Annotated in this window: 20 protein-coding genes; 3 read left to right on the top strand and 17 right to left on the bottom strand. The window is 61.5% G+C overall.

The window, feature by feature from the left end; all coding sequences use genetic code 11:
* Positions 1 to 497 precede the first annotated feature (497 nt).
* The 12 genes from PSH66_RS13640 to iolC form a co-directional block, all read right to left on the bottom strand.
* Entirely contained in the window at positions 498 to 902 is a 405-nt protein-coding gene (locus tag PSH66_RS13640; RefSeq protein ID WP_003191666.1) for a TraR/DksA C4-type zinc finger protein, read from the bottom strand.
* Positions 903 to 1,227: 325 nt separating this feature from the next.
* Entirely contained in the window at positions 1,228 to 2,250 is a 1,023-nt protein-coding gene (locus tag PSH66_RS13635) for an ABC transporter permease (protein ID WP_003173541.1), read from the bottom strand.
* Between the two features lie 58 nt (positions 2,251 to 2,308).
* Positions 2,309 to 3,862, bottom strand: a complete 1,554-nt coding sequence (locus tag PSH66_RS13630; protein ID WP_003173540.1) for a sugar ABC transporter ATP-binding protein — start codon at positions 3,860 to 3,862, stop codon at positions 2,309 to 2,311.
* A 79-nt stretch (positions 3,863 to 3,941) separates the two neighbouring features.
* Positions 3,942 to 4,871, bottom strand: coding sequence for a sugar ABC transporter substrate-binding protein (locus tag PSH66_RS13625; protein WP_078732890.1), 930 nt, complete (start codon positions 4,869 to 4,871; stop codon positions 3,942 to 3,944).
* 64 nt (positions 4,872 to 4,935) lie between these two features.
* Positions 4,936 to 5,112, bottom strand: coding sequence for a hypothetical protein (locus PSH66_RS13620; protein ID WP_176156632.1), 177 nt, complete (start codon positions 5,110 to 5,112; stop codon positions 4,936 to 4,938).
* A 128-nt stretch (positions 5,113 to 5,240) separates the two neighbouring features.
* Positions 5,241 to 6,269, bottom strand: coding sequence for a Gfo/Idh/MocA family oxidoreductase (locus PSH66_RS13615; RefSeq protein WP_078732889.1), 1,029 nt, complete (start codon positions 6,267 to 6,269; stop codon positions 5,241 to 5,243).
* Between the two features lie 158 nt (positions 6,270 to 6,427).
* A complete protein-coding gene (locus tag PSH66_RS13610) occupies positions 6,428 to 7,438 on the bottom strand; it encodes a Gfo/Idh/MocA family protein (RefSeq protein ID WP_003173536.1) in 1,011 nt (336 codons plus the stop codon).
* A gap of 19 nt (positions 7,439 to 7,457) precedes the next feature.
* Positions 7,458 to 9,389 (bottom strand): 3D-(3,5/4)-trihydroxycyclohexane-1,2-dione acylhydrolase (decyclizing), encoded by a 1,932-nt coding sequence (gene iolD, locus PSH66_RS13605; RefSeq protein ID WP_141064454.1) that lies wholly within the window; start codon positions 9,387 to 9,389, stop codon positions 7,458 to 7,460.
* Positions 9,390 to 9,399: 10 nt separating this feature from the next.
* On the bottom strand, positions 9,400 to 10,215 hold the full coding sequence (locus PSH66_RS13600; RefSeq protein WP_042945707.1) for a TIM barrel protein: 816 nt from the start codon (positions 10,213 to 10,215) through the stop codon (positions 9,400 to 9,402).
* Between the two features lie 25 nt (positions 10,216 to 10,240).
* Positions 10,241 to 11,029, bottom strand: a complete 789-nt coding sequence (gene iolB / locus PSH66_RS13595) for a 5-deoxy-glucuronate isomerase (protein WP_141064455.1) — start codon at positions 11,027 to 11,029, stop codon at positions 10,241 to 10,243.
* Positions 11,030 to 11,032: 3 nt separating this feature from the next.
* A complete protein-coding gene (iolE, locus tag PSH66_RS13590) occupies positions 11,033 to 11,935 on the bottom strand; it encodes a myo-inosose-2 dehydratase (RefSeq protein WP_003173533.1) in 903 nt (300 codons plus the stop codon).
* A gap of 87 nt (positions 11,936 to 12,022) precedes the next feature.
* Positions 12,023 to 13,960 carry a 5-dehydro-2-deoxygluconokinase gene (gene iolC / locus PSH66_RS13585; protein WP_003173532.1) on the bottom strand — a complete coding sequence of 646 codons (1,938 nt, stop codon included), beginning with the start codon at positions 13,958 to 13,960 and terminating at the stop codon, positions 12,023 to 12,025.
* A gap of 285 nt (positions 13,961 to 14,245) precedes the next feature.
* Here iolC and PSH66_RS13580 point away from each other — a divergent pair, with 285 nt between their 5' ends.
* Entirely contained in the window at positions 14,246 to 15,154 is a 909-nt protein-coding gene (locus PSH66_RS13580) for a MurR/RpiR family transcriptional regulator (RefSeq protein ID WP_003173530.1), read from the top strand.
* Positions 15,155 to 15,330: 176 nt separating this feature from the next.
* On the opposite strand, the gene PSH66_RS13575 is transcribed toward PSH66_RS13580, so the two are convergent.
* Complete coding sequence (locus PSH66_RS13575) at positions 15,331 to 16,224, bottom strand: hypothetical protein (protein WP_003173529.1); 894 nt, start codon at positions 16,222 to 16,224, stop codon at positions 15,331 to 15,333.
* A 316-nt stretch (positions 16,225 to 16,540) separates the two neighbouring features.
* Here PSH66_RS13575 and PSH66_RS13570 point away from each other — a divergent pair, with 316 nt between their 5' ends.
* Both PSH66_RS13570 and PSH66_RS13565 read left to right on the top strand, forming a co-directional pair.
* Complete coding sequence (locus PSH66_RS13570; RefSeq protein WP_003173528.1) at positions 16,541 to 17,224, top strand: response regulator transcription factor; 684 nt, start codon at positions 16,541 to 16,543, stop codon at positions 17,222 to 17,224.
* Positions 17,202 to 18,596, top strand: coding sequence for a HAMP domain-containing sensor histidine kinase (locus tag PSH66_RS13565; RefSeq protein WP_003173526.1), 1,395 nt, complete (start codon positions 17,202 to 17,204; stop codon positions 18,594 to 18,596). Before PSH66_RS13570 ends, PSH66_RS13565 begins: the two co-directional genes overlap by 23 nt.
* A gap of 135 nt (positions 18,597 to 18,731) precedes the next feature.
* Here PSH66_RS13565 and PSH66_RS13560 read toward each other — a convergent pair whose 3' ends face one another.
* The 4 genes from PSH66_RS13560 to PSH66_RS13545 are packed head-to-tail and all read right to left on the bottom strand — an operon-like array spanning position 18,732 to position 22,960.
* The gene (locus PSH66_RS13560) at positions 18,732 to 19,142 is read right to left on the bottom strand and encodes an SRPBCC family protein (RefSeq protein WP_042945706.1); all 411 of its coding nucleotides are present in this window, start codon (positions 19,140 to 19,142) and stop codon (positions 18,732 to 18,734) included.
* Positions 19,143 to 19,197: 55 nt separating this feature from the next.
* Positions 19,198 to 20,493: an FAD-binding oxidoreductase gene (locus tag PSH66_RS13555; RefSeq protein ID WP_305429365.1), complete on the bottom strand. Its 1,296-nt coding sequence runs from the start codon at positions 20,491 to 20,493 to the stop codon at positions 19,198 to 19,200.
* The gene (locus PSH66_RS13550; RefSeq protein ID WP_003173523.1) at positions 20,490 to 21,578 is read right to left on the bottom strand and encodes a polyamine ABC transporter substrate-binding protein; all 1,089 of its coding nucleotides are present in this window, start codon (positions 21,576 to 21,578) and stop codon (positions 20,490 to 20,492) included. The genes PSH66_RS13555 and PSH66_RS13550 overlap by 4 nt, the downstream gene beginning before the upstream one ends.
* Before the next feature lie 23 nt (positions 21,579 to 21,601).
* Positions 21,602 to 22,960 carry a glutamine synthetase family protein gene (locus tag PSH66_RS13545; RefSeq protein WP_305429364.1) on the bottom strand — a complete coding sequence of 453 codons (1,359 nt, stop codon included), beginning with the start codon at positions 22,958 to 22,960 and terminating at the stop codon, positions 21,602 to 21,604.
* Between the last annotated feature and the right edge of the window lie 32 nt (positions 22,961 to 22,992).

Genomic DNA, 22,992 nt, shown 5'->3' with positions numbered 1-22,992 from the left:
GGGCGGCCAGTTGCTTGACCGAATAGGCCACGCCAGCGGCAGAGAGCGCATTATGGCTGGTGGTATAGGACAGGTCGCGGGTCAGCTCGCCAATTGCATCGCTCGCCGCCGACTCGGCTATCACCGGCCTGGACGTTTTCAGGCGAGGCAGCCAGATGACCAGCACAGCCAGTGGCAGGCAGAGGTAGAGCGGCAGGTTGGCGAATGCCAGGCCCAGAAGTACCAGCACCAGGGCGATGCTTTGCAAGAGTGGCACCCACCAGCCAGACATTGCGCGCGTCACCGTTCGCGGCGGCACGGCTGCGCCCATCAGCGTTGCGTCTCCAGCCATTGTTGTTACTCCGCTGTTTGTGATTATTGTCTCTGCATTAAACGCCACTATCAGGCCATTATCTATGGGCCTTTAGTGGGGTAGCGTGCGGCAGATCAATAATAGACGCAGGGTGTAACGCGTGCCTCTGCGGGGGATCGCATGGCAATCCCCCGGCTTCAGCGCATCAGGCTTGGCGCTGGTGCTTGTCGATCTGCTCGTGGCGCTCTTGCGCCTCGATGCAGTACTTGGTGGTAGGGCTGATCAGCAGGCGCTTGAGGCCGATAGGCTCGCCGCTGTCATCACACCAGCCAAAGGAATCTTCCTTGATGCGCTCCAGGGCGCGCTCAAGCTGCGGCAGCATGCGCTGGTCGCGATCGATAGCGTTTACCAGCCAGGTGCGCTCTTCTTCCACGGAAGCGGCGTCAGCCGGGTCAGCCGGGGTGTCCAGGCTTTCAATGGCGATACGGTTCTGTTCAATGCGCTCGTGGTGTTCCACTTTCATGTCTTGCAGCAACTTCTCGAAAAAAGCGTGCTGTTCGGCATTCATGTAGTCATCCGCCGGCATGGCCAGCAACTTTTCCTTTGTCATTGATTTCTCTATAAAAAATACGTGCATTAAGGCGAATAAGGGAGCGTTCCGGCCGACCTCTGCAGGTCTCGGAAGGGCGCCATCCATTCCAAGCGCCACCCGGCACTCAATTTACGAGGGGCGGCAGTCTAAGGCCGACTTGAGGGCGCAGCAACTGAAAAGACAGGCATTTTTTCCGATATAACCCCCAAAGGCACCAGGACGGGCTTGGCGAATGGCTATCGGAGTGCGTTTATAGCAGGAAAGTTCGTAGAGCAGCTATAAGCCGCAAGCTGCAAGCGACAAGCTGTAGAGCTAATCGGACTTGCAGCTTGCAGTTTGAGGTTCAGCGCTTGAGCTTGCGCTTGTTGCGGTATTGGTCGATCACCACCGCCACCACAATGATCAAACCCTTGATGATGTCCTGGATATACGCATCCACCCCGACAAAGGTAAACCCGCTGGCCATCACGCCCAGGATCAACGCACCGATCACGGTGCCGGTGATGCGCCCTACCCCGCCTGCCAGGCTGGTGCCGCCGATCACCGCCGCCGCAATCGCATCCAGCTCGTACGACATGCCCATGCCGGCCTGGCCGGTCGCAGCGCGTGCCGAGGCCACCACACCGGCCAGGCCGGCCAGAAGACCCGCGATGCTGTAGACGATGATCAGGTGGCGCTTGACGTTGATCCCCGACGTGCGCGCGGCCTGCATATTGCCGCCGATGGCATAGGTGTACTTGCCATACTTGGTGTAGCGCAGGGCGATATGGAAGATCACCGCCACTACCAGGAAGATGATCACCGGCATCGCACCATGGCCGATGGCGGTGTACGAATCCGAAAGCATGCTCACCGGCTGGCCTTCGGTGTAATAACGCGCCAGGCCACGGGCCGAGACCATCATGCCTAAGGTGGCAATAAAGGGCGGAATACCGGTGACGGCAATGATACTGCCATTGATCGCCCCCGCCAGCAGTCCCACACCCAGGCCCATGGCCACCGGAATCCACACGGGCAAGTCCGTCAGGCTGGGGAATACCGCCCGGGAAAAATCGGACGTCTGCGCCAGACTCGCAGCAATCATCGCCGACAGCGCCAGTACCGAGCCGGACGACAAGTCGATACCGGTGGTAATGATCACCTGGGTCACGCCAATCGCCAGCAGGCCGATGATCGACACTTGCAGGATCATCAGCACCAGGCGCTGGGAGTTCATCAAGAAGCTCTGGTCCCGCACGATCCAGCCGAACACCTCAAACACCAGGCCGATGCCGATCAGCACCAGGAAGATGCTCAGTTCGGTCGGCAGTCGCCGCCGGTGCTTGACCGGTGCCGTGGCAGGCTTGTTGTCTGTTATTGCGTTCATAGCCAATCACCTTCTTATTCTGTGGCACGGACCAACCGCAGGCCCGCGCGGCTGTTCGTCAGTGGACCGCGGTCATACCGGAGGCCAGTTGCATGACTTTTTCCTGGGTCGCATCCGCACGGTCCAGGGTGCCCATCAGTTCGCCTTCGTGCATCACCATCACTCGGTCGCTCATGCCCAGCACTTCAGGCAGCTCCGAGGAAATCATGATCACCGCCATGCCTTCGCTGGCGAGGAAGGAGATCAAGCGATAGATCTCGGCCTTGGCGCCCACATCGATGCCGCGAGTGGGCTCGTCCAGGATCAACAAGCGTGGGTTGGTCATCAACCAGCGGGCCAGCAAGGCTTTCTGCTGGTTCCCGCCGGACAAGGTGTCGATGCACTGCTCCAGGGACGGCGTTTTCACTCGCAGCTTCTTGCACATGTCTTCACACAGTGCGCGCAGGGCTTTCTGCTGGATGAAACCATTGCCCGAATAGTGCGGCAGTACGGCCATTTCCATGTTTTCCAGCACCGACAGGCACGGGAACAGGCCGCTGAGCTTGCGGTCCTCGGTCAATAGCGCGAAACCTTTCTCGATGGCCATGTGCGGGTCGCTGATGCGCACCGCCTCGCCATCCAGGATGATCTGCCCGCCGTCGCTTGGGGTGATGCCAAAAATGGTTTCCGCCACGTTGGTGCGGCCCGAGCCCATCAACCCGGCGATACCCAGGATCTCGCCGGCGTGCAGGTCGAACGACACGTCTTTGAACACCCCGTCCAGGCGCAGGTCGCGCACCGACAGCAACAGCTCGCCAATCGGCGTCTCGCGCACCGGAAACAGCTGGCTCAGCTCACGGCCCACCATCATCGAGATCAGGCTGTCACTGTTCATGCTGTCGGCGCGTTGCAGGCCGATGTAGTGACCGTCACGGAACACCGCCACTTCATCGGCGATGGCGAACACTTCGTTCATTTTGTGGGTGATGTAGACAATGCCTTTGCCCTGGGACTTGAGGTCGGCAATGATCGAAAACAGGTGGGCGACTTCCTTCTCGGTAATCGCCGACGTGGGTTCATCCATGATCAGGATGTCGGAGTCGTAGGACACCGCCTTGGCAATCTCGACCATCTGCCGCTCGGCGATGCTCAGGTTGCCAACCTGTTCTTCCGGGTCGAGGTTGATGCGCAGGCGCGCCAGCAACTCGGCGGTGCAGCGGTGCATTTCACGGTGGTTGACCATGTGCAGGCTGTTGAGCTGCTCGCGGCCGATCCAGATATTCTCGGCGATGCTCATGTGCGGCATCAGGTTGAGCTCCTGATGGATCATCGCGATCCCGGCCTTTTGCGCCGCCAGCGGCGTTTCAAACACGATGGGCTTGCCACGCAGGCGTATTTCGCCGGCGTCGGGCTGGTAGATGCCGGCGATGATTTTCATCAAGGTCGACTTGCCCGCACCGTTCTCGCCCATCAGTGCCAGCACGGTGCCGGGGCGCACGCGCAGTTGCACGTCGGCCAGGGCCACGACGCCCGGAAAGCCTTTGCTGATGTTGACGATTTCCAACAGGTAGGGTTCGTCCAGCGGCAACGGCTGGCTACCGGGAGGCGGTGAAACAGCGGCTTGAGCGAGCATAGAGAGGTACTCCATCGGCAGGGCGGGCACGACCGCCCTGCCGCTTATTGTTGTTATGTCGGGGCTATTTATGCCGGGACTATTTGAAATCTTTGACGTTGTCCGGCGTGATCAGTTGGAACGGGATCACCACGTTCTGCTCGACCGGTTCGTTCCTGGCCATCTTGCGCGCGGCGTCGACCGACTTGTCCGCCTGGCCCTTGGCATCCTGGAAAGCCGACACCGTCATATCGCCCTTGGTGATCGCGTTCAAGCCGTCCGGCGTACCATCGACACCGGCGATCAGTACGTCTTTCTTACCGGCCGATTTCAGCGCCATGGCCGCGCCGATCGCCATCTCATCGTTGTTGGCCAACACTGCGTTGAAGTCGCGGCCCTGGGTCAGCCAGTCGTTGACCAAGGTCATGCCCCTGTCGCGCAGCCAGATACCGGTCTGCTCCTGCTCGATCTTGATGTCGGGGTATTTGGCCAGGACTTCCTTGACGCCTTTGGTGCGGTTGGTGGTGGAGTTGTTCGCCAAGTCACCCAGCAGGATCACGATCTTGCCCTTGCCGCCGAGTTTTTCGGCGATGTACTGCATCTGCAGCTTGCCGGCCTCAACGTCATCGGAGACTACAGCGACAACGTCCTTGGGCAAGTCTTTCTGGTCAGGGCGACGGTTGACGAACACCAACGGGATTTTCGCCGCGGTGGCTGCCTTGATGATGTTCGCGGTCGACGCGGTGTCCACCGGGTTGACGATGATGGCGTCGACTTTCTGGCTGATAAAGTTCTCGACCTGGCTCAATTGCTTGACCACATCGGCGCGGGCGTCTTCGAACTGCAGCTGCACGCCGTCACCCTTGGGGTAGGACTTGGCTTGCTTGTCCATATCCTCGCGCAGGTAGGTGAGGAAGGTGTCATCGAAGGCGGACATGCTCACGCCTATCTTGAGGTCGGCCGCCGAGGCAACGCCGCTGGCCAGGAACATGGACAGGGCCAGCGCGGTAAAACGGATCGGGGTCTTCATGAACGGTCTGTCTCCACTTTCTTGTTGGTTTTTTGGACGTTGCGTTTATCAGAGGCTGCGTTTATCAGAGCTCAGCAGGCAGTCGGACGAGCGGTGCGCCGGGAATGCAGCAGACCAGCGCGCCCTGGTTTTCGACGCACAGCACATTAAGGAAGGAGAAGTAGAACGGCCGGGCGCGGGGCAGATCGCGGGGCGTGTGGGCGGGGCGTAAAACTCGCAGTACAGCGTTGAAGATTTTCATCTGACGGTACCTGGTTGTTTTTGATCTTGTTTTTGTTGAGTCGTCCGGATCGAGCCCGAGACGTACTTTATGCAACCTGGAAAAGACTTTATTGGAAAATAATTTCCATATCAACTTGTTTTAGAATTTTATTCTATTTTTGTTGAAACCACCTGCTGACGCTCGGCGCTAAGGCGTGCGGCGTCCAATATCCGCGTGGTTTCCAGCGCGTCATAGGCACTGACCGGCAATGCGCCCTGCCCCTGCACGGCGGCCTGCAACTGCTGATAGAACTGCATCCAGCAGCCTTTTTCCGACGGCACCCGTTCGCGCTCCGAACCTTGCTCGAACCAGCCCCAGCGGCGGTGTTCCTCGGCGCCCCAATGATCGCCTTCGGTCTTCGGCGACTTACCGGCCAGCAGCGCTTCCTCCTGGCCGTCGAGTCCCTCCACCGTGTAACAACCAGCGCTGCCACTGACACGAAACCGTGGCGCCTGGCTGTTTTGCAGGGCATTGCCCCAGAGATGAGAGATCACTCCGTTGGCGTGGGTCAGCGACACGAAAAAACCATGGTCGACGCTGGGATGTTCGGCCGTGTAATGCAATTGCGCAAACACCCGGTCCACCGGGCCGAACAACTGCAGCGCCTGGTCCACCAAGTGGCTGCCCAGGTCGCGCAACCAGCCGCCCCCGCTGGCATTGCCCACGGCTTGCGGGCTGTAGCGTTCCACACGGGATTCGAAGCGGGTGACAACGCCCAGTGCGCCCGCGTCGATCAGCTTGCGCAGGGTCAGGTAATCCGAATCCCAGCGCCGGTTCTGATAGACGCTCAGCAATACTTCATAGCGCTCGGCGGCGGTGATCAGCGCCTGGGCCTGTTCGGCGTTGGCGGCGAACGGTTTGTCGCTGACCACCGCCAGGCCATGTTCGATGGCTTCCAGCACCAGCGCCGGGCGACCCTTGAGGGTGGTGGAGATGACCAGGGCGTCGACCCCGGCTTCGACGATCTGGCCGATGCTGTCAAAAGCCTGGAGACCCGGATGATCGGTTGCCAGTTGCTGGCGACGTTCGGGTGATCGTGTGACGACCCCGACAAACGTCGCGCCCGGCAATGTGGCAATCAGCGGCGCATGAAAGAAGCGCCCTCCATGGCCGTAGCCGACTAGTCCGATTCGCATGAACTCACTCCTTCTTAGAAGTGGAAACCGAGTCAAATGTGGGAGGGGGCTTGCCCCCCGATGCCAGTGTGTCAGTCAAAAAAACTTTATCTGACCCACCGCCATCGGGATGCAAACCCCCTCCCCACACCGACTGCATTCCACCTGTGGATTTGCGATCAGCCGTAGAAGTGCGGGCGATCCGGCAGGCTGACCTTGACGATCTGCTCACTGCCCTGCGCTTCAATACACGCATCCGCCGCCACCGCCGCCGCAAACCCATCCCATGCCGACGGCCCACCGACCTGGCCGGCCCGCACGCTGTCGATGAACGCCTGCAGCTCCACGTCATAGGCGCCGATAAACCGATCCTTCCAGTCCATCAGAATCGCATTCGACAACTTCGCGCCGCTGCGCAGTTGCACCTGCGAAGGCTCCGGCAGTTTGGCGATACCGGTCTCCCCCACCACTTCGCACTGGATGTCGTAGCCATACTGGCAGTTCACAAACACTTCCACGTCGATGCGCGTGCCCTTGGCGGTTTCCAGCAGCACGATCTGCGGGTCGCGCAGATGAGCCAGGGCCTTGCTGGTCTTGCGCGGGAACACTACCTGCACCGACACGTAGTCGTCATTGAGCAACCAGCGCAGCACGTCCAGCTCGTGGATCAGGGTGTCGGTGATCGCCATGTCGGTCTTGTAGTTCTCGCCCACCGTCGGGTTGCGGTGCGCGCAGTGCAGCATCAATGGCTCGCCGATCTGGCCACTGTCGATCACCGCCTTGAGGGCGCGATAGCCTTCGTCGTATGGGCGCATGAAGCCCACTTGCACCAGGCGCTTGCCATAAGCCACTTCGGCTTCGACGATGCGGCGGCAGCCCTCGGCAGTCACGGCCAGGGGTTTTTCACAGAACACCGGTTTGCCGGCGGCGATGGCGGCGAGCACGAACTCTTCGTGGCTCGGGCCCCAGGAGGTCACCAGGATGGCTTGCACCTGCGGCGAGTTGATCAGCGCATGGCCGTCCGCATACACCTCGGCGTCCAGCTTCAGTTCCGCGACCACCTTGGCAGCCTGCTCGAGGTTGATGTCGGTTACGGCCACCACCTGGCTATTGAGCAGGGTCTGGCTGCAACGACGGATATGGTCACGACCGATAGCGCCGGTACCGATTACTCCAAGCTTCAACGACATACAAACACTCCTCTTGTTATTAGTACTGCCGGGCTTTCGCCAGGTGTTCATTGAGTTTTTTCGCGGCGGCCTGGGTGCGCTCGCTGGTGGACACCTGCGCCACACCGACCCGCCACCATGACAGGTAGCCGTGAACCATGGTCTTGGGCAGCACCTTGATATCGATCAGTGTCGAGACGGTTTGCGTGCGCGCATCCCGCAGCGCCGCTTCAAGCTGCTCCACCGTGCTGACCTTATAAGTCTTGCAGCCATAGGCCGCCGCACTCATGGCGAAATCCACCGGCACCAGGCCGCCGTCGAGCTTGCCGCTCTCGGGGTTGCGGTAGCGGAACTCGGTGCCGAAACTGTCCATGCCGTTGCCGATCTGCAGGTTGTTGATGCAACCGAAGGCCATATTGTCCAGCAGCACCACGTTGATCTTGCGGCGCTCCTGGATCGAGGTGGCCAATTCCGAATGCAGCATCATGTAGGAGCCATCGCCAACCAGCGCATAGACCTCCTTGGTCGGTTCAGCCAGCTTCACGCCGAGGGCGGCGTTGATCTCGTAGCCCATGCACGAGTAGCCGTATTCGACGTGGTAGGTGTTCACGCCTTTGCTGCGCCAGGCGCGCTGAAGGTCACCGGGCAGGCTGCCGGCGGCGGCAACAATGATCGCGTCGTCGGCCAGGCTGTCGTTGAGCACGCCGAGCACACGGCTCTGGGTCAGGCACGAGCCGGTCAGTTCGATAAACTCGCGCAGCACGGCGCGGTCCAGGTGGTCGTCGACTTCCGGCACGAAGCCGTCGCCCGAGTATTCCACGCCCTGCACACGATCCACTTCAGCGTCCAGTTGCGCCTTGGCCTCGCGCACCTGCTCGCCCCAGCCGGAACGGTAATCGCCGAGGGCATCGGCCAGCGCTTCAAGTGCGACTTTGGCATCGCCCAGCACTTGTACGCCGTCGAGTTTCAACGCATCGCAGGGGCTGATATTCAGGTTCAGGAACTTCACCTCGGCATGTTTGAACAGCGACTTGGACGAGGTGGTGAAGTCGGTGTAGCGCGTGCCGATGCCAATGATCAGGTCCGCCTCCGGCGCCAGCAGGTTCGCCGCCAGGCAGCCGGTCTCACCAATGCCACCGACGTTAAGCGGGTGGCCGGACACCACCGCGCTCTTGCCCGCTTGAGTCTCGGCGAAGGGAATATCGAAGCGCTCGGCGAAGGCCTGCAGCGCAGCATTGGCACCCGCGTACTTGACCCCGCCGCCGCAGATGATCAACGGTTTGCGCTTGCCGCGAAACGCCGCCAACGCATCGCCGATCATCGCGGTGGTGGGCGGGCGACGGTCGATACGGTGCACACGTTTTTGCAGGAAGTAATCCGGGTAGTCCCACGCTTCGGCCTGCACATCCTGGGGCAGCGCAAGGGTCACGGCGCCGGTTTCCGCCGGGTCGGTGAGCACACGCATCGCATGAATCGCAGCGCTCATCAATTGTTCGGGCCGGTTGATGCGGTCCCAGTATTTGCTGACCGAGCGAAAGGCATCGTTGGTGCTGATGCTCAGGTCGTGGAACTGCTCGATCTGTTGCAGCACCGGGTCAGGCTGGCGACTGGCGTACACATCGCCAGGCAACAGCAGCAACGGAATACGGTTGGCGGTGGCGGTCGCCGCAGCGGTCAGCATATTCGCCGCGCCAGGCCCGACCGATGCGGTACACGCATAGATCCTGCGGCGCAGGTGCTGCTTGGCAAAGCCGATGGCCGCGTGGGCCATGCCCTGTTCGTTACGGCCCTGATGCACCACAAGGTCGCCGCTGTCCTGCTCCAGCGCCTGGCCCAGGCCGAGCACATTGCCGTGACCGAAAATCGTGAACACCCCGGCGACAAACTTGCTCTGCACGCCATCGACTTCGATGTATTGGTTATCCAGAAACTTCACCAGGGCCTGGGCCATGGTCAATCGGGTGGTGGTCATGTCGCGCCCCTTATCGTTTCTGCAAGTGGGCGATACTTGCCCCCAAGGCCTGCCGGATATCCGCCAACTCGTGCACGCTTGCCGCAAACGGTTCGAACGACAGGTAGCCGCTGTAACCAGTGCTGAGCAGCGTGTCGATCTGCGCGGCGTTGCCGAGAATGTCGCCCTCGCCCACCAGCACGCGGTGGCCGTCGCTGATCGAGTTGAGCGGCGTCTGGGCATCTTCCACGCCGGAGATATGCACCAGGCCGGTGAGCTCGGGGAAGAACTCATGCTCGTTGGCCAGGTGATGGTGGAAGGTGTCGTGCACCACACGGAACACATCCAGGCCGCCGATGGCCTTGATCGCGTCAACGGCCACGCGCTTGCGGCGCAGGGCGGACACTTCGAAGCCCAGGGGTTCGACGAAACCGAGGATCCCGTACTCACGCAGGATCGGCGCCAGCTCGCTCAAGGCGGTGCGCAAACCCGCCGCGCGCTGGGCGTCATTGCGGGTGTCGCCGGGCTCATTGAACGGGCACATCACCAAGCCTTGGGCACCGCATTCACGGGCATAGCTGGCCAGCTCGATCGCCTGGGCACGGCGTTCGTCGTTCCAGACGTCAAAGGGGTACAGCGCGTTGATCGACAGCACCCTGATGCCCTGCGCCGCGCACAATTCACGTACGCGGCTGGCGGGCAGGCCGTATTCGATCTGGCGGTCCTTGAGGTCATTGCGGATCTCGATGGCATCGCACTTGAGCGCGACCGCCAACTCGATAAAGTCCGGCAGGGACAGGTTTGGCGCGACCATACGGTTGAGGGCAAAACGTAGCGGCGATTTCATTGTTGTTGTTCTCCGTCCAAACCGTTTAAAGGTCCAGCAGCCAGCTGTGCTGCGGGTCGTTGTGGAAATGCCAGGCACGCTTGGGGCCAGCCATGACGTTGAGGTAATAAGACTCGTAGCCGTACGGCACGCTGACCGGGTGGTACCCCTTGGGCACCACCACCAGGTCACTGTTTTCCACGGCCATGGCCTGGTCGATGCTGCGATCGTCGGTGTACACCCGCTGGAACACGAAGCCCTGGGGCGGGTTGATCTGGTGGTAGTAGGTTTCTTCCAGGAAGCTCTGGTGCGGCAGATCATCGGTGTCGTGCTTGTGCGGCGGGTAGCTCGACGAGTGCCCCGACGGCGTGCGCACTTCCACCACCAACAGCGAATGGGCCGGTGAGGTGTCGGGCAGGATGTCGCACACATAACGGGTGTTGGCGCCTTTGCCGCGCACGCTGCGTTTGCAGTCTTCGGGGCGGATCAGGCGCGGTTCGTAACCCTGCGCACCGGGCGCGGCGCAGACCGCGATCTGCACGTCGCTCAAGGCGGTGACCTGGGCCGTGGTGCCGGGCGGCAGGTAGGCGGCGAACGGCGATTTATCTTCGAACACCGACTGGCGATCGCCCAGATTCTGCCAGTTGAAACCTTCGCCCTCGATGTTCACTCGACCGCTGAGCAGCACCAGGCACAGTTCTTTATCACCCGCGTTGACCGGCAGGGTTTCGCCGAGGCTCAGGCGATGGGCCGAGAAACCCACATACTCCAGCCGCCCTTCTTCCAGGGCGACCATGGTCTGGCCGCGTTTGCTGCTTTTGACCAACAAGCTCATCACTCAAATCCTCTCGTTGAGAAGTGCATCGTTGAGAAGCGCGCGTAAGGTGTCGTAGCCCTTTTTTGCATAGATATAGCTGGGCGCCACCGCCGGGTCCTGCTCGGCTTCAACCACCAGCCAGCCCGCATATTTCGCGGCCATCAGCACATCGAGCAGTTCGGCAAAGTCGATATCGCCATCGCCGGGCACGGTGAAAGTGCCGTTGACGATGCAGTCGGGAAAGCTCCACATCTGGTTGCGCGCCAGTTGCACCACCGGCTTGCGCACGTCCTTGAAGTGCACATGGCAGACCCGGTCGATGTGTTTGCGCAACACCTCAAGCGGTTCGCCGCCACCCATATAACAGTGGCCAGAATCGAACAGCAGACCGACTTCCGCACCGGTGCGGCGCATCAACTGGTCAATGTCTTCCGGGGATTCGACGTAGGCGCCCATATGGTGGTGGTAGGCCAGGCGCACGCCCTGGGACAGGGTGAAACGTGCAAGCTCGGTGAGTTTGTCGGCGTAGTCCTGCCAGGCCTGCTCGCTATGGAAACGCGGGCGTTCGATCAGGCGAATACGCGAGCCCTGGATCGAATCGGCCACCTCGCCATACACCAGTACGGTGGCGCCGTTGTGCTTGAGTAAGTCGACATGGCCGGCAATCGCCTCGATTTCTTCGGCCACCGAGCGCCGTGCCAGGCGGCTGGAATACCAGCCGGAGACCAGCGCCAGGTCATAAGGGCGCAGCACATCGCCGACGCCCTTGGCGTCCTTGGGGAATTTGCCGTTGAGTTCAAAACCTTCGTAGCCGATCTCCTTGCCTTCGCTCAAGGCGGTGCTCAAGGGCGTTTCGCCGCCCAGGGCCGGCAGGTCGTCGTTGCTCCAGGAGATCGGGTTGATGCCAATTCGGATTGCGGGCATGGCTGCACCTTTTGTTTTTATCTTCAGAATTCACTGGGATCTGCTTTCTGTGGGAGGGGGCTTGCTCCCTCCCACATTTGACCTGATCTAATTTCGGGCACTGCGCCAGGCATTGATGAGTTGTTCGAAGGTAGCCTGTACCCGCGCAATCAAAGTCTCATCATCAATCTCCCCCGCCATCCACGCCTTGCTCGGTTCCTGGAAGATCGTGCGGCCAACCGCGAACCCGCGGCAGGTGGTGCTCTGGCCGGCCTGCTTGAAGCCGTCGGCGAGAAACTCCGCCGAAGCGTTCAGGCCCAGCAGCACCACGCCACGGCAGTACGGATCGCGCTCGTGGATCAGTGCGTCGAGCTGCTTCCAGTCCTCGGCCGACTGCGCCTCGATCTTCCACCACGCCGGGTAGATGCCCAGGTTGTACAGGCGCTTGAGGCTGCGGTAGAGCACGTCGGGGTAAGTGGATGGGTGATCCTTGGGCGGGATGACTTCCAGCAGCAGCTCATGCCCGCTGACCAGGGAGGCGTCGTACACCGCCTTGAGTTGCGCTTCCTGTTCCAGGCGCAGCATGGGTTCGTCATCCGGGTGGTATTGCACCAGGCACTTGATGATCTGCTCCTGGGGCCAGCCGATCAGGTTGCTGCCGATCGAACGGCCGTGCTCGAAGGCCAGCGGGCGCGAATTCTGAACTTCTACCGGGCGCGCGATCCACCAACCGCGACCGCTGGCGGCGTTGAGCGCGTCCTGACCGAAGCGCTGGTCGGCCAACAGGCCCACGTCGGCATCGACGCCCTGCTCGGCGAGCTTTTTTTCCACGCGCTCGATGGCCTGGATAAACAGCTGCTTGATCTCACTGATACGCGTCGGGTCCTGCCCGCCGCGTTGTGCCAGGTCGACCAGCTGCCAGCGATGGTCGAAAGCGAAGATGAACAGTTGCTTCCAGGCCTTGCGCGGCACGCTGACGCGGTGCAGGCGTTGCAGGGTCACGTCCTGGTCCGGCCGGGTGATCGGCACCGGGCTGTTGAACAGATAATCCAGCTCGGCGGGGGTCGGCATGGCCGGGGCGCAGGCGTGGCGCGACACGACCAGGCCACCGCAGGCGTTGGCCAACTGGCTGCAACGCTCATCGTTGGCATCAACGAGCCAACCACTGAGAAAGCCCGACATGAACGCATCGCCGGCGCCCAGCACGTTGAGCACCTCGACGCGTACGCCGGGGTAGATCGCGCCGTCTTCCAGGCGTGATGGAATCGCGCCATGGATCACCGTGCAGCCTTGCGGGCCGAGCTTGACCACGAGGGTCGCCGGGGTAAGTCCGCGCACCGTGCGCAATGCGGTGAGCAGATCTTCACTGCCGCCGGCGATCAGGAATTCTTCTTCGGTGCCCACGATCAGGTCGAAGCGCGGCAGGATCTTCTGCACATGCGCGCTGACCGTCTGATCGGCGACAAAACGGGTTTCACCGTCAGCCTTGCCCGCCAGGCCCCACAGCACCGGGCGGTAGTCGATGTCCAGCACGCGCTTGACGTTGTGTTTGGCGGCGTAGTCCAGGGCCTGGATGCTGGCCTTGTAGACGCTGTCGGTGGAGAAATGCGTGCCGGTGATCAGCAGCGCTTTGCTGGAGGCAATGAAGGCTTCGCTGATGTCCTCGGCACGCAGCGCCATGTCGGCGCAGTTTTCGCGGTAGAACACCAGGGGGAAGGTTTCGCGGTCCTTGAGGCCCAGCAACACCAGCGCGGTGAGACGTTCCGGGTCGACCTTGATACCGCTGACGTCGCAGCCTTCGCGGGCCAGGGATTCGACCAGGAAACGCCCCATGTGGTCGTCGCCCACACGGCTGAGCATCGCCGACTTGAGCCCCAGCCGCGCGGTGCCGAAGGCGATGTTGGCGGACGATCCGCCGAGGTACTTGGCGAAGCTGGATACGTCCTCAAGCCGCGCACCCACTTGCTGTGCGTAGAGGTCGACGCCCAGGCGCCCGAGGCAAATCAGATCCAATTGACGCCCACTGGCAAAACGAGTCTGGCCCATGCTGGCTCCTGTTATTTTTATCAGCCTGCGTTGTGCCGCCGTGGCGACGGCAAACGCTCTTGGTGGGGAGCAGACTAGAACGTTCAGCGACACCAATCAATATTTATTCCAGAATTATTTTTAGTGGAATATTTTTTCCAATAAGCCGGCATAATGGCACGCCAGCCACCGTGCATCGTTTCAGCAGGCCACGGGGGCCGTGATGCCGGGGTATTTTTTTACGCCTACCCTGTAGACTTGCGCCACCCATCAGCGCATCAGACGAACACGCCAGAAGGATTGCCCATGTCCCGCACCGATCCCGAGACCACCCTGGAAGCCCCCCCCGCCAGCCCTCCGATCAATGCCGAACGCCTGTTGCAGCTGATCACCGACGAATACGAAAGCCTGCCCCGCCAACTCAAACGCATCGCCAGCTACATGAGCCAGCAAAGCGACCGGATCATGGTCGACCGCATCAGCGACATCGCCCGTGAATGCGAAGTGCACCCCTCGGCCATCGTGCGGTTCTCCCAGCGTTTCGGGTTCAGTGGGTTCAGTGAGATGCAGGCGTTGTTTCGCGAGGCCTACACCCACAAGACCACGCCGGTACAGAACTACCAGCAACGCATCCGCAGCATGATCGCCAACAAATCGCAAAAGGCCAGCGGCGGCGACCTGGCGCGAGAGTGCGTCAATGCCACACTCTCGGGCATCGAGCGCCTGGGGCTGGAACTGGATGACGTGGCCTTCGAGAAAGCCGTGGACTTGGTGGTCAACGCCGACAACATCTACGTGGTCGGCGTACGCCGCTCCTTTGCGGTGGCGGACTACCTGGTCTACAACCTGCAGCACACCAACAAACGCATCCACCTGATCTCGGGGCTGGGCGGCAGCTACCGCGAGCAGATGCGCAGCGTGCGCGCCAATGACTTGGTGATCGCCATCAGCTTTACGCCCTACGGCAAGGAGACCCAGCACTGCCTGCGCATCGCCCAGCACCACCAGGCCAAGACCCTGATCATCACCGACAGCAACCTGTCGCCCCTGGCCAAGCGGGCGAACGCGGTGCTGCTGGTAAATGAAGGGTCGTCGTTTGCTTTCCGCTCGTTGAGCGCCACCTTGTGCCTGTGCCAGGCGTTATTCATAGCGGTGGCGTACCGGTTGGAGTTGAAGGTGGATGAGATTCACGAACAGGTCGGATTCGACGACTGATTACCGGACACACCGCAGATAACAGGTGGGAGGGAGCAAGCCCCCTCCCCTGTGACCGAGCTCAGCCCGGAATCAATGCATGAAGATCGCAATCAGGATGATCACCGGGATCGGCACGCCGAGGAACCACAGAAGTAATGAACGCATGATGCTCTCCTTGAATGATGGACCTTGAATTAACGAACGTAGGTTTCGGTTTCGACGTACACCACGGCATCGCGGCGACGGCCACCAAAGGTCGCGGCGAAGCTGGCAAAGAAGGCGCCGATCAGCAGTGCGACAAAGGTCCACAGCGAGGTATAGGCAGCGACTTTGGCAGCCGTATCAGCGGCTTGCCTGGCTTTAAGCTTGGCGTCTTCAACCGCTTTGCGCGCGTCACCGTAGACCTTGTCGATACGCGCCTCGGCGTCGGCCTGGCTGAGGTTGGTGCGCTGACTGATCAACTGGGCCAGGTAGGCGCGGTCTTCGGCGGCGAGTTGGCCGTCGTTGCTCAGGGTGCGGGTGAAAATGCGTGCAACCATGCCGTGTGCGGCGTCGTCGCTGACGGCCACGGGACGGTCATCGCGGAACAGGCTGTCGACGTAGTAGCCATAGTCATCGCCCTTCACGCCTTGCGCCGCCGTACCGGCCGCCTGTGCCGCACCCGATACCACACTGGCGCCGGCCTGCACGCCGCCGCCCACCACGCTGCTGACCGAACCGACCACCAGGGTCGCCGTTACCAGCGTGGCGACCGCCCAGGCCAGAAAGCCGTGGGCGGTGTCGCGAAAGTACACTTCATCGCCATGCATGTTGGCCCACTTCACGCGCAGGCGACCGGCGATATAACCGCCCAGGCCTGAAGCGACGATCTGAGTGAATGCCAGCCAGACAATCGTGGAAATACCCAGCCCCTTGGCGCTGATACCGCTGTTGGCCCACGGCGACACGGCCGAAAAGCCCAGGCCGAAGCCCAGCAATACCAGGATCAGGGACAATGCAGCCGCCGCGGCGGCCCCGGCAAAGATCGCCCCCCAGGAAACCCCGGAGTGCGTGCTCGACGCTTGCAGTGTGGATGTGGTTGTGATCATTGTTGTTGTGCTCCTGGCAGGAAAAAGACGGTACGCGTCTGAAAATTGCAGGCACCATGCCAGTCACAAACCAAATAAAAATACTTATATTTCAGTCACTTAACTAAATTGAACTTACCCAACCCATGCAAGTTGCAAGAAACCACGGTTTTGGGCGGGCGTAATGCAATCTCGCCCCGGACACCGCTCTGATTGAGGGTGTCCGCCATAAAAACCGAGTTACCCCTGAACACATGAAGTTTTATTTAGGAAGCGTTCAGCTATTTCTTGGCAAAATACGCGTACTTCTAGTGCGAATCGCTCACCAGGTAATCCTATGACCCGCATTTTGACCATCGAGGATGACGCCGTAACGGCTCGCGAGATCGTCGCCGAGCTGAGTAGCCATGGACTGGACGTAGATTGGGTGGACAACGGCCGCGAGGGCCTGGTCCGTGCGGTGAGTGGTGATTACGACCTGATCACCCTCGACCGCATGCTGCCCGAACTCGATGGCTTGGCCATCGTCACCACCTTGCGCACCATTGGCGTGTCGACGCCGATCCTGATGATCAGCGCCCTCTCCGATGTGGACGAGCGCGTGCGCGGCCTGCGCGCCGGCGGTGATGACTACCTCACCAAGCCGTTCGCCTCCGATGAAATGGCCGCCCGCGTCGAAGTACTGCTGCGGCGCAAAAGCACGGTCAAGGAGTTCGAGACCGCGCTGCGCGTGGCAGACCTGGAACTGAACCTGATCAGCCGCGAAGCCAGCCGCGCCGATCAGCCCCTGACCTTGCTGCCCACCGAATACAAATTGCTCGAATTCCTGATGCGCAACACCGGGCAGATCCTGTCGCGGATGATGATCTTCGAGGAAGTCTGGGGCTATCACTTCGACCCCGGCACCAACCTGATCGACGTGCACATCGGTCGTTTGCGCAAGAAGATCGACCCACCGGGCCTCACGCCGCTGATTCGCACGGTACGAGGCTCCGGTTATGTCATTGCTGAACCCCTCTAAGGGCTGGCGTTCGTCCAGCAGCCGCTTGCTGGCGCTGTACAGTTCGCTGTTCGTGGCCTGGAGCTGCATCCTGATGGGGGTGCTGTATTACGAGGTGTCCGGTTACCTGGGCGACCTGTCTCGCCATTCGCTGCTGCAGCGCCAGCACCTGTTCCAACGCTTCGACGGCGAAGAACTGGTGGAAGCGCTGACCACCAGCATGACCTTCGACATGAAAGGCGTGGATGCCTACGGCCTGTTCGACGAACAATTCCACCCGTTAAGCGGGCCGATCCGCGCGATCCCGCCCGACCTGCCCCTGGACGGCAAGATCCACGCGCTGGCCAACTGCGTCGATTCCGACGACCCCAAACTGCCCAAGGACAGCTGCGACGCCGTGGCCACCCACACCGACGACGGCCGCTGGCTGGTGCTGGTGCGCGCCAACGGTTCGCTGTTCGGCGTGACGCGTATCATCTGGCATGCGCTGCTGTGGGCATTGTCACTGACCATTATCCCCGGCGCCGCCGGCTGGCATTTGCTGCGTCGCCGGCCGTTGCGGCGTATCCGCGGGATCCAGGCCAGCGCCGAAGCCATCGTCGCCGGCGACCTCACCCACCGTCTGCCGCTGTCGAACCGGCGTGACGAACTGGACATGCTCGCGGCCATCGTCAACGCCATGCTCGACCGCATCGAAAAGCTGATGAACGAGGTCAAGGGCGTGTGCGACAACATCGCCCACGACCTGCGCACCCCGCTCACCCGCCTGCGGGCACACCTCTACCGGATCAAGCAACAGGCCGATACCGAGTCGCCCCATGCCCTGCAACTGGACGACGCCATCGCCGAGACCGACACCCTGATGGCGCGCTTTCGTGGCCTGCTCAGAATCTCGGAACTGGAAGACCACCAGCGCCGCTCGGGTTTTCTGGTGATGGACCCGCTGCCGCTGCTGCGCGAGCTGCATGACTTTTACCTGCCGTTGGCCGAGGAAGGCGAGCTGCAGCTGGTACTGGAGACGCCGGAGTCCCTGCCCTGGATCACCGGCGACCGCGCGCTGCTGTTCGAAGCCCTGTCCAATCTGCTGAGCAATTCGATCAAGTTCAGCCCGCCGGGGGGCACGGTGATTTTGCGTGGGCTCAATGATACCGGCAGCACCCGCATCGAAGTGCACGACTCCGGGCCGGGCATCCCGGTGGCGGAACGTGCGGCGGTGTTCCAACGGTTTTACCGCGTGGATGAAGGCGACCAGCAAGGCGGGTTCGGCTTGGGCTTGTCGATCGTGGCGGCGATCATCAACCTGCATGGGTTCAAGCTGGAGGTGGGCAGCAGCGAGCAAGGCGGAGCACGGTTGGTGCTGGAGTGCCGCCAGCAGTTGATGCCTGAAGCCTGAGAACACCACAGCCCTAAATGTGGAAGGGAGCTTGCTCCCGATAGCGCAAGATCAGTCAATACTGCTGTGACTGAACCTCTGCTATGGGGAGCAAGCCCCCTCCCACATCGGACCTCCAGAGCCTTTCGGGCAAGGTCAGAAATTCGCCCGCAACGCCTCAACCCCACCCTTGTAAACACCGGCGAACAACTCTTCCACCGCCGCCTCCGTGGTGCCCGCCGATGGGGTGAACACACCGGACCACGTCACCTTCGCCGACGCGTCCGTCAACGCCTCGACCTGCAACGTCGCCAGGTACGCACTCACCGGAAACGGCGACTCTTCGATGGTGTAGCTGTAGGTGCGCGCCACATTGTCAAAGGTCTGCAAGCGCTCGACGATCACACCGCCGTCGGCAGTGGTCAGGTGACGCACGCGACCGCCCTCACCTGGCTCGCTCTTGGCGATCAGCGGCAACCAATCCGGCAGGCTGTTGAAGCCGCCGACCAATTGCCAGACCTGATCGGCCGATACTGGGATTTCAATGATTGCTGATGCTGTTGGCACGATAACTCTCCAAAAATCTTGGGAAAACGTCAGCCAGCCTGCCATGGCTGGCGCTTCAATGCATCAACTCCCGCAACCGATACCACAACATGCCCAACGCGAGCAGCGGCGAACGCAGCGCCTTGCCGCCGGGAAAGGTCATGTGCGGCACCTGGCTGAAGATATCCAGGCCCGGGCTGTGACCGGCGTGAATCGCCTCGGCCAGCAGCCGTGCGCACCAATGGGTCACGTTCAGGCCGTGTCCGGAATAGCCCTGGGCGTAAAACACGTTCGGGTATTGCTTCAACCGCCCCACCTGGGGAAAGCGATTTGCGGTGATGCCGATCTTGCCGCCCCACTGGAACTCGATGGCGGTGTCGGCCAATTGCGGGAACACCTTGAGCAGCTTGGGCTGCATGTACGCGGCGATGTCCGCCGGATCGCGCCCCGAATAATGGCAGGCGCCACCGAACAACAGGCGCCGGTCGGCGCTGAGACGGTAGTAATCCAGGCCGACTTTCTGGTCGCACAGCGCCAGGTTTTGCGCAATCAATTGACTGGCCCGTTCCACCGACAAGGGCTCGGTGGCGATGATGTAACTGCCCGCCGGCAGCACCTTGCCGTTCAACCGTGGTTCCAGCGCGTCCAGGTGCGCATTGCAGGCCAGTACCAGGTGGGCGGCGCGCACCGTGCCGCCGGCGCAGCGCACCTGCACGCTGTCGCCGTGGATCAGTTCCAGCACTTCGGTGTGTTCGAAAATCCGCACCCCAAGGGACTCGGCCACCTGCGCCTCGCCCATGACCAGGTTCAACGGGTGCAAGTGCCCGGAGCCCATGTCCACCAAGCCACCGGCATAGATATCGGCCGCCACCACCTGTTGCATATCCTGTGGCCCGACCAGCCGGGTTTCATGGATGTACCCCAGGGCCGCCAGGCTTTCCTGCTCGTCTTTGAACGCGGCAAATTGCGCGGGTGTATTGGCCAACTCACAAAACCCCCAACGCAGATCACAGTCGATCCCATGTTCACGAATGCGCTCGCCCACCAGCGCTACCGACTCGATCCCCGCGCGCTGCAAATAACCCACGCCCTCCTCGCCAACATACTTGGCAAACCCCGACACATCGTGGCCGATGCCGCGGATCAACTGCCCGCCATTGCGTCCGCTGGCGCCCCAGCCGACACGCCGGGCCTCCAGCACAATCACCGAGAGCCCGCGCTGGGCCAGTTCGATGGCGGTGTTGATCCCGGTAAAACCCGCGCCGACCACGCACACATCGGCGCTCAGGTCAGCGGTCAGTGACGGGCGCTCGGGCATGGCATTGGCCGTGGCCCGGTAATAGGACCGGACGTGGTCGTTGGACTGCATCATTTGTGGGTCTTCACTGTGCTCCAGGCGCGAGTCATCAGGCGCATGGTCGCCGGTGTCGGCGTGGTAGAGATATAGAGTTTGTCGAGCACTGCCTGCGGCGGATACACCTCAGGGTTGTTCACCAGTTCCGGGTCCATGAAGGCCTTGGCCGCCGGGTTGGCGTTGGCGTACCCCACCGAGGCGCTGACCTTGGCGATCACCTCGGGGTCGAGCAGGTAGTTGATGAACGCGTGGGCCTGTTTGAGGTTGCCGGCGTCGGCGGGAATCGCCAACAGGTCGAACCACAGGTTGGAGCCTTCCTTGGGAATCGAATAAGCGATGTTCACCCCGTTCTTGGCTTCCTTGGCGCGGTTGGCCGCCTGGAAGACATCGCCGGAATAGCCGAAGGCCACGCAGATATTGCCGTTGGCCAGGTCCGAAATGTATTTGGACGAATGGAAATAGGTGATGTACGGCCGCAGCGTCAAAAGCTTGGCTTCAGCTTCCTGGTAATCCTTGGGGTCCTCACTGCGCGGGTCCTTGCCCATGTAGTTGAGGATCGCCGGGAACAGCTCGTCCGCCGAGTCGAGAAACGCCACACCACACTGGTTGAGCTTCTTGATGTTCTGCGGCTCGAACAGCACCGCCCACGAGTCGATATGGTCGATGCCCAGCACCTGCTTGACCTTGTCGACGTTATAGCCGATGCCATTGGTGCCCCACAGGTACGGTACCGAGTGCGCGTTGCCGGGGTCATTCTTCTCCAGCAGCGCGAGCAGTTTTGGATCGAGGTTCTTGAAGTTGGGCAACTGCGCGCGGTCGAGCTTGAGGAACGCCCCGGCCTTCACCTGACGCGCCAGGAAGTGGTTGGATGGCACCACCACGTCATACCCGGTGCGGCCCGCCAGCAACTTGCCCTCCAGGGTTTCGTTGGAATCGAACACGTCATAGATCACCTTGATCCCGGTCTTGGCCTGGAAATCGGCCAAGGTGGTCTCGCCGATGTAATCGGTCCAGTTGTAGACGCTCACCGTTGGTGCCGCTTCGCTGGTGCTGCTGAAAGCGGCCACCAGGGCCAGCGGGAGAAGCTTGTTCACAAGACGCATGTCGACACCCCTTTATTGGTTTTTTAGACGCTTAGCAGCAGGAACTCCCGCTCCCAGGAACTGATCACCCGCTTGAAATTCTCGTGCTCGGCACGCTTGACCGCGACATAGCCACGCACGAACTTGTCGCCCAGGTACTGCTTGACCGTGTCGCACGCCTCCATGCGCGCCAGCGCGTCTTCGAGGGTCAACGGCAGGCGCAGGTTGCGACGCTCGTAGGCGCGGCCTTCCACCGGCGCGCTGGGTTCGATCCGCTCGATCATGCCCAGATAGCCGCACAGCAAACTCGCCGCAATCGCCAGGTACGGGTTGGCATCCGCGCCCGGCAGACGGTTCTCCACACGCATGGCATCGGGGCTGGACGTGGGCACGCGCAGGCCGACGGTGCGGTTTTCTTCGCCCCACTCAACGTTGACCGGCGCCGAGGTGTCGGGCAGAAAACGCCGGAACGAGTTCACGTTGGGCGCAAACATCGGCAGCAGCGTGGGAATGTATTTTTGCAAGCCGCCGATGTGATGCAAAAACAGCTCGCTCATCTTGCCGTCGGCGTCGACAAACACCGGTTTGCCGGTGGCGCTGTCGACCACGCTCTGGTGCAGGTGCATGGCGCTGCCCGGCTCGTCGGCCACCGGTTTGGCCATGAAGGTGGCGGCCACGTTGTGCTTGAGCGCGGCTTCGCGCAGGGTGCGTTTGAACACGGTGATCTGGTCGGCCAGGTCGAGCGCGTCGCCGTGGCGGAAGTTGATTTCCATCTGCGCCGGGCCGTCTTCGTGGATCAGCGTATCGAGGTCCAGGCCCTGAGCTTCGCACCAGTCGTAGACGTCTTCGAACAGCGGGTCGAATTCGTTGGCGGCATCGATGGAAAACGACTGGCGCCCCGTCTCGGCGCGACCGGAGCGGCCCACCGGGGTTTTCAGAGGCAGGTCCGGGTCTTCGCAGCGTTGGGTCAGGTAGAACTCCATTTCCGGCGCGACAATCGGCTGCCAGCCCTGCTCGCTATACAGCCGCAGGACTTTTTTCAGCACGTTGCGCGGCGACAGCTCGATGGGGTTGCCCTGCTTGTCGAAGGTGTCGTGGATCACAATCGCGGTAGGCTCGATGGCCCAGGGCACCACATAGGTGGCGTCGGACACGGGGCGGCAGACCATGTCGATATCCGCCGGGTCGAGCAGGTCGTAGTAGATGTCATCGTCGACAAAGTCCCCGGTCACCGTTTGCAGCAACACACTTTCCGGCAGGCGCATGCCTCGCTCATGCAGGAACTTGTTGGTGGGCGCAATCTTGCCGCGTGCGATGCCAGTCAAGTCACTGATCACGCATTCGACTTCGGTAATCTTGTGTTCTTTCAGCCAGGCGGACAGCTGATCGAAGGGGGCGTTCATAAGGACCTCGTCATGGGATGGATGCGCCGCCG

The organism is Pseudomonas sp. FP597 (assembly GCF_030687435.1).
In the GTDB taxonomy this organism is placed as follows: domain Bacteria; phylum Pseudomonadota; class Gammaproteobacteria; order Pseudomonadales; family Pseudomonadaceae; genus Aquipseudomonas; species Aquipseudomonas lactucae.
Note: the sequence above shows the minus strand (reverse complement) of the source record. Positions and strands in the feature narration are given on the sequence as shown.

What these genes read in the sequence shown, in the direction of transcription:
- PSH66_RS13640 (WP_003191666.1), bottom strand. Translation starts at nt 902, where the DNA reads ATGACAAAGGAAAAGTTGCTGGCCATGCCGGCGGATGACTACATGAAT.
- PSH66_RS13635 (WP_003173541.1), bottom strand. Translation starts at nt 2,250, where the DNA reads ATGAACGCAATAACAGACAACAAGCCTGCCACGGCACCGGTCAAGCAC.
- PSH66_RS13630 (WP_003173540.1), bottom strand. Translation starts at nt 3,862, where the DNA reads ATGCTCGCTCAAGCCGCTGTTTCACCGCCTCCCGGTAGCCAGCCGTTG.
- PSH66_RS13625 (WP_078732890.1), bottom strand. Translation starts at nt 4,871, where the DNA reads ATGAAGACCCCGATCCGTTTTACCGCGCTGGCCCTGTCCATGTTCCTG.
- PSH66_RS13620 (WP_176156632.1), bottom strand. Translation starts at nt 5,112, where the DNA reads ATGAAAATCTTCAACGCTGTACTGCGAGTTTTACGCCCCGCCCACACG.
- PSH66_RS13615 (WP_078732889.1), bottom strand. Translation starts at nt 6,269, where the DNA reads ATGCGAATCGGACTAGTCGGCTACGGCCATGGAGGGCGCTTCTTTCAT.
- PSH66_RS13610 (WP_003173536.1), bottom strand. Translation starts at nt 7,438, where the DNA reads ATGTCGTTGAAGCTTGGAGTAATCGGTACCGGCGCTATCGGTCGTGAC.
- iolD (WP_141064454.1), bottom strand. Translation starts at nt 9,389, where the DNA reads ATGACCACCACCCGATTGACCATGGCCCAGGCCCTGGTGAAGTTTCTG.
- PSH66_RS13600 (WP_042945707.1), bottom strand. Translation starts at nt 10,215, where the DNA reads ATGAAATCGCCGCTACGTTTTGCCCTCAACCGTATGGTCGCGCCAAAC.
- iolB (WP_141064455.1), bottom strand. Translation starts at nt 11,029, where the DNA reads ATGAGCTTGTTGGTCAAAAGCAGCAAACGCGGCCAGACCATGGTCGCC.
- iolE (WP_003173533.1), bottom strand. Translation starts at nt 11,935, where the DNA reads ATGCCCGCAATCCGAATTGGCATCAACCCGATCTCCTGGAGCAACGAC.
- iolC (WP_003173532.1), bottom strand. Translation starts at nt 13,960, where the DNA reads ATGGGCCAGACTCGTTTTGCCAGTGGGCGTCAATTGGATCTGATTTGC.
- PSH66_RS13580 (WP_003173530.1), top strand. Translation starts at nt 14,246, where the DNA reads ATGTCCCGCACCGATCCCGAGACCACCCTGGAAGCCCCCCCCGCCAGC.
- PSH66_RS13575 (WP_003173529.1), bottom strand. Translation starts at nt 16,224, where the DNA reads ATGATCACAACCACATCCACACTGCAAGCGTCGAGCACGCACTCCGGG.
- PSH66_RS13570 (WP_003173528.1), top strand. Translation starts at nt 16,541, where the DNA reads ATGACCCGCATTTTGACCATCGAGGATGACGCCGTAACGGCTCGCGAG.
- PSH66_RS13565 (WP_003173526.1), top strand. Translation starts at nt 17,202, where the DNA reads ATGTCATTGCTGAACCCCTCTAAGGGCTGGCGTTCGTCCAGCAGCCGC.
- PSH66_RS13555 (WP_305429365.1), bottom strand. Translation starts at nt 20,493, where the DNA reads ATGATGCAGTCCAACGACCACGTCCGGTCCTATTACCGGGCCACGGCC.
- PSH66_RS13550 (WP_003173523.1), bottom strand. Translation starts at nt 21,578, where the DNA reads ATGCGTCTTGTGAACAAGCTTCTCCCGCTGGCCCTGGTGGCCGCTTTC.
- PSH66_RS13545 (WP_305429364.1), bottom strand. Translation starts at nt 22,960, where the DNA reads ATGAACGCCCCCTTCGATCAGCTGTCCGCCTGGCTGAAAGAACACAAG.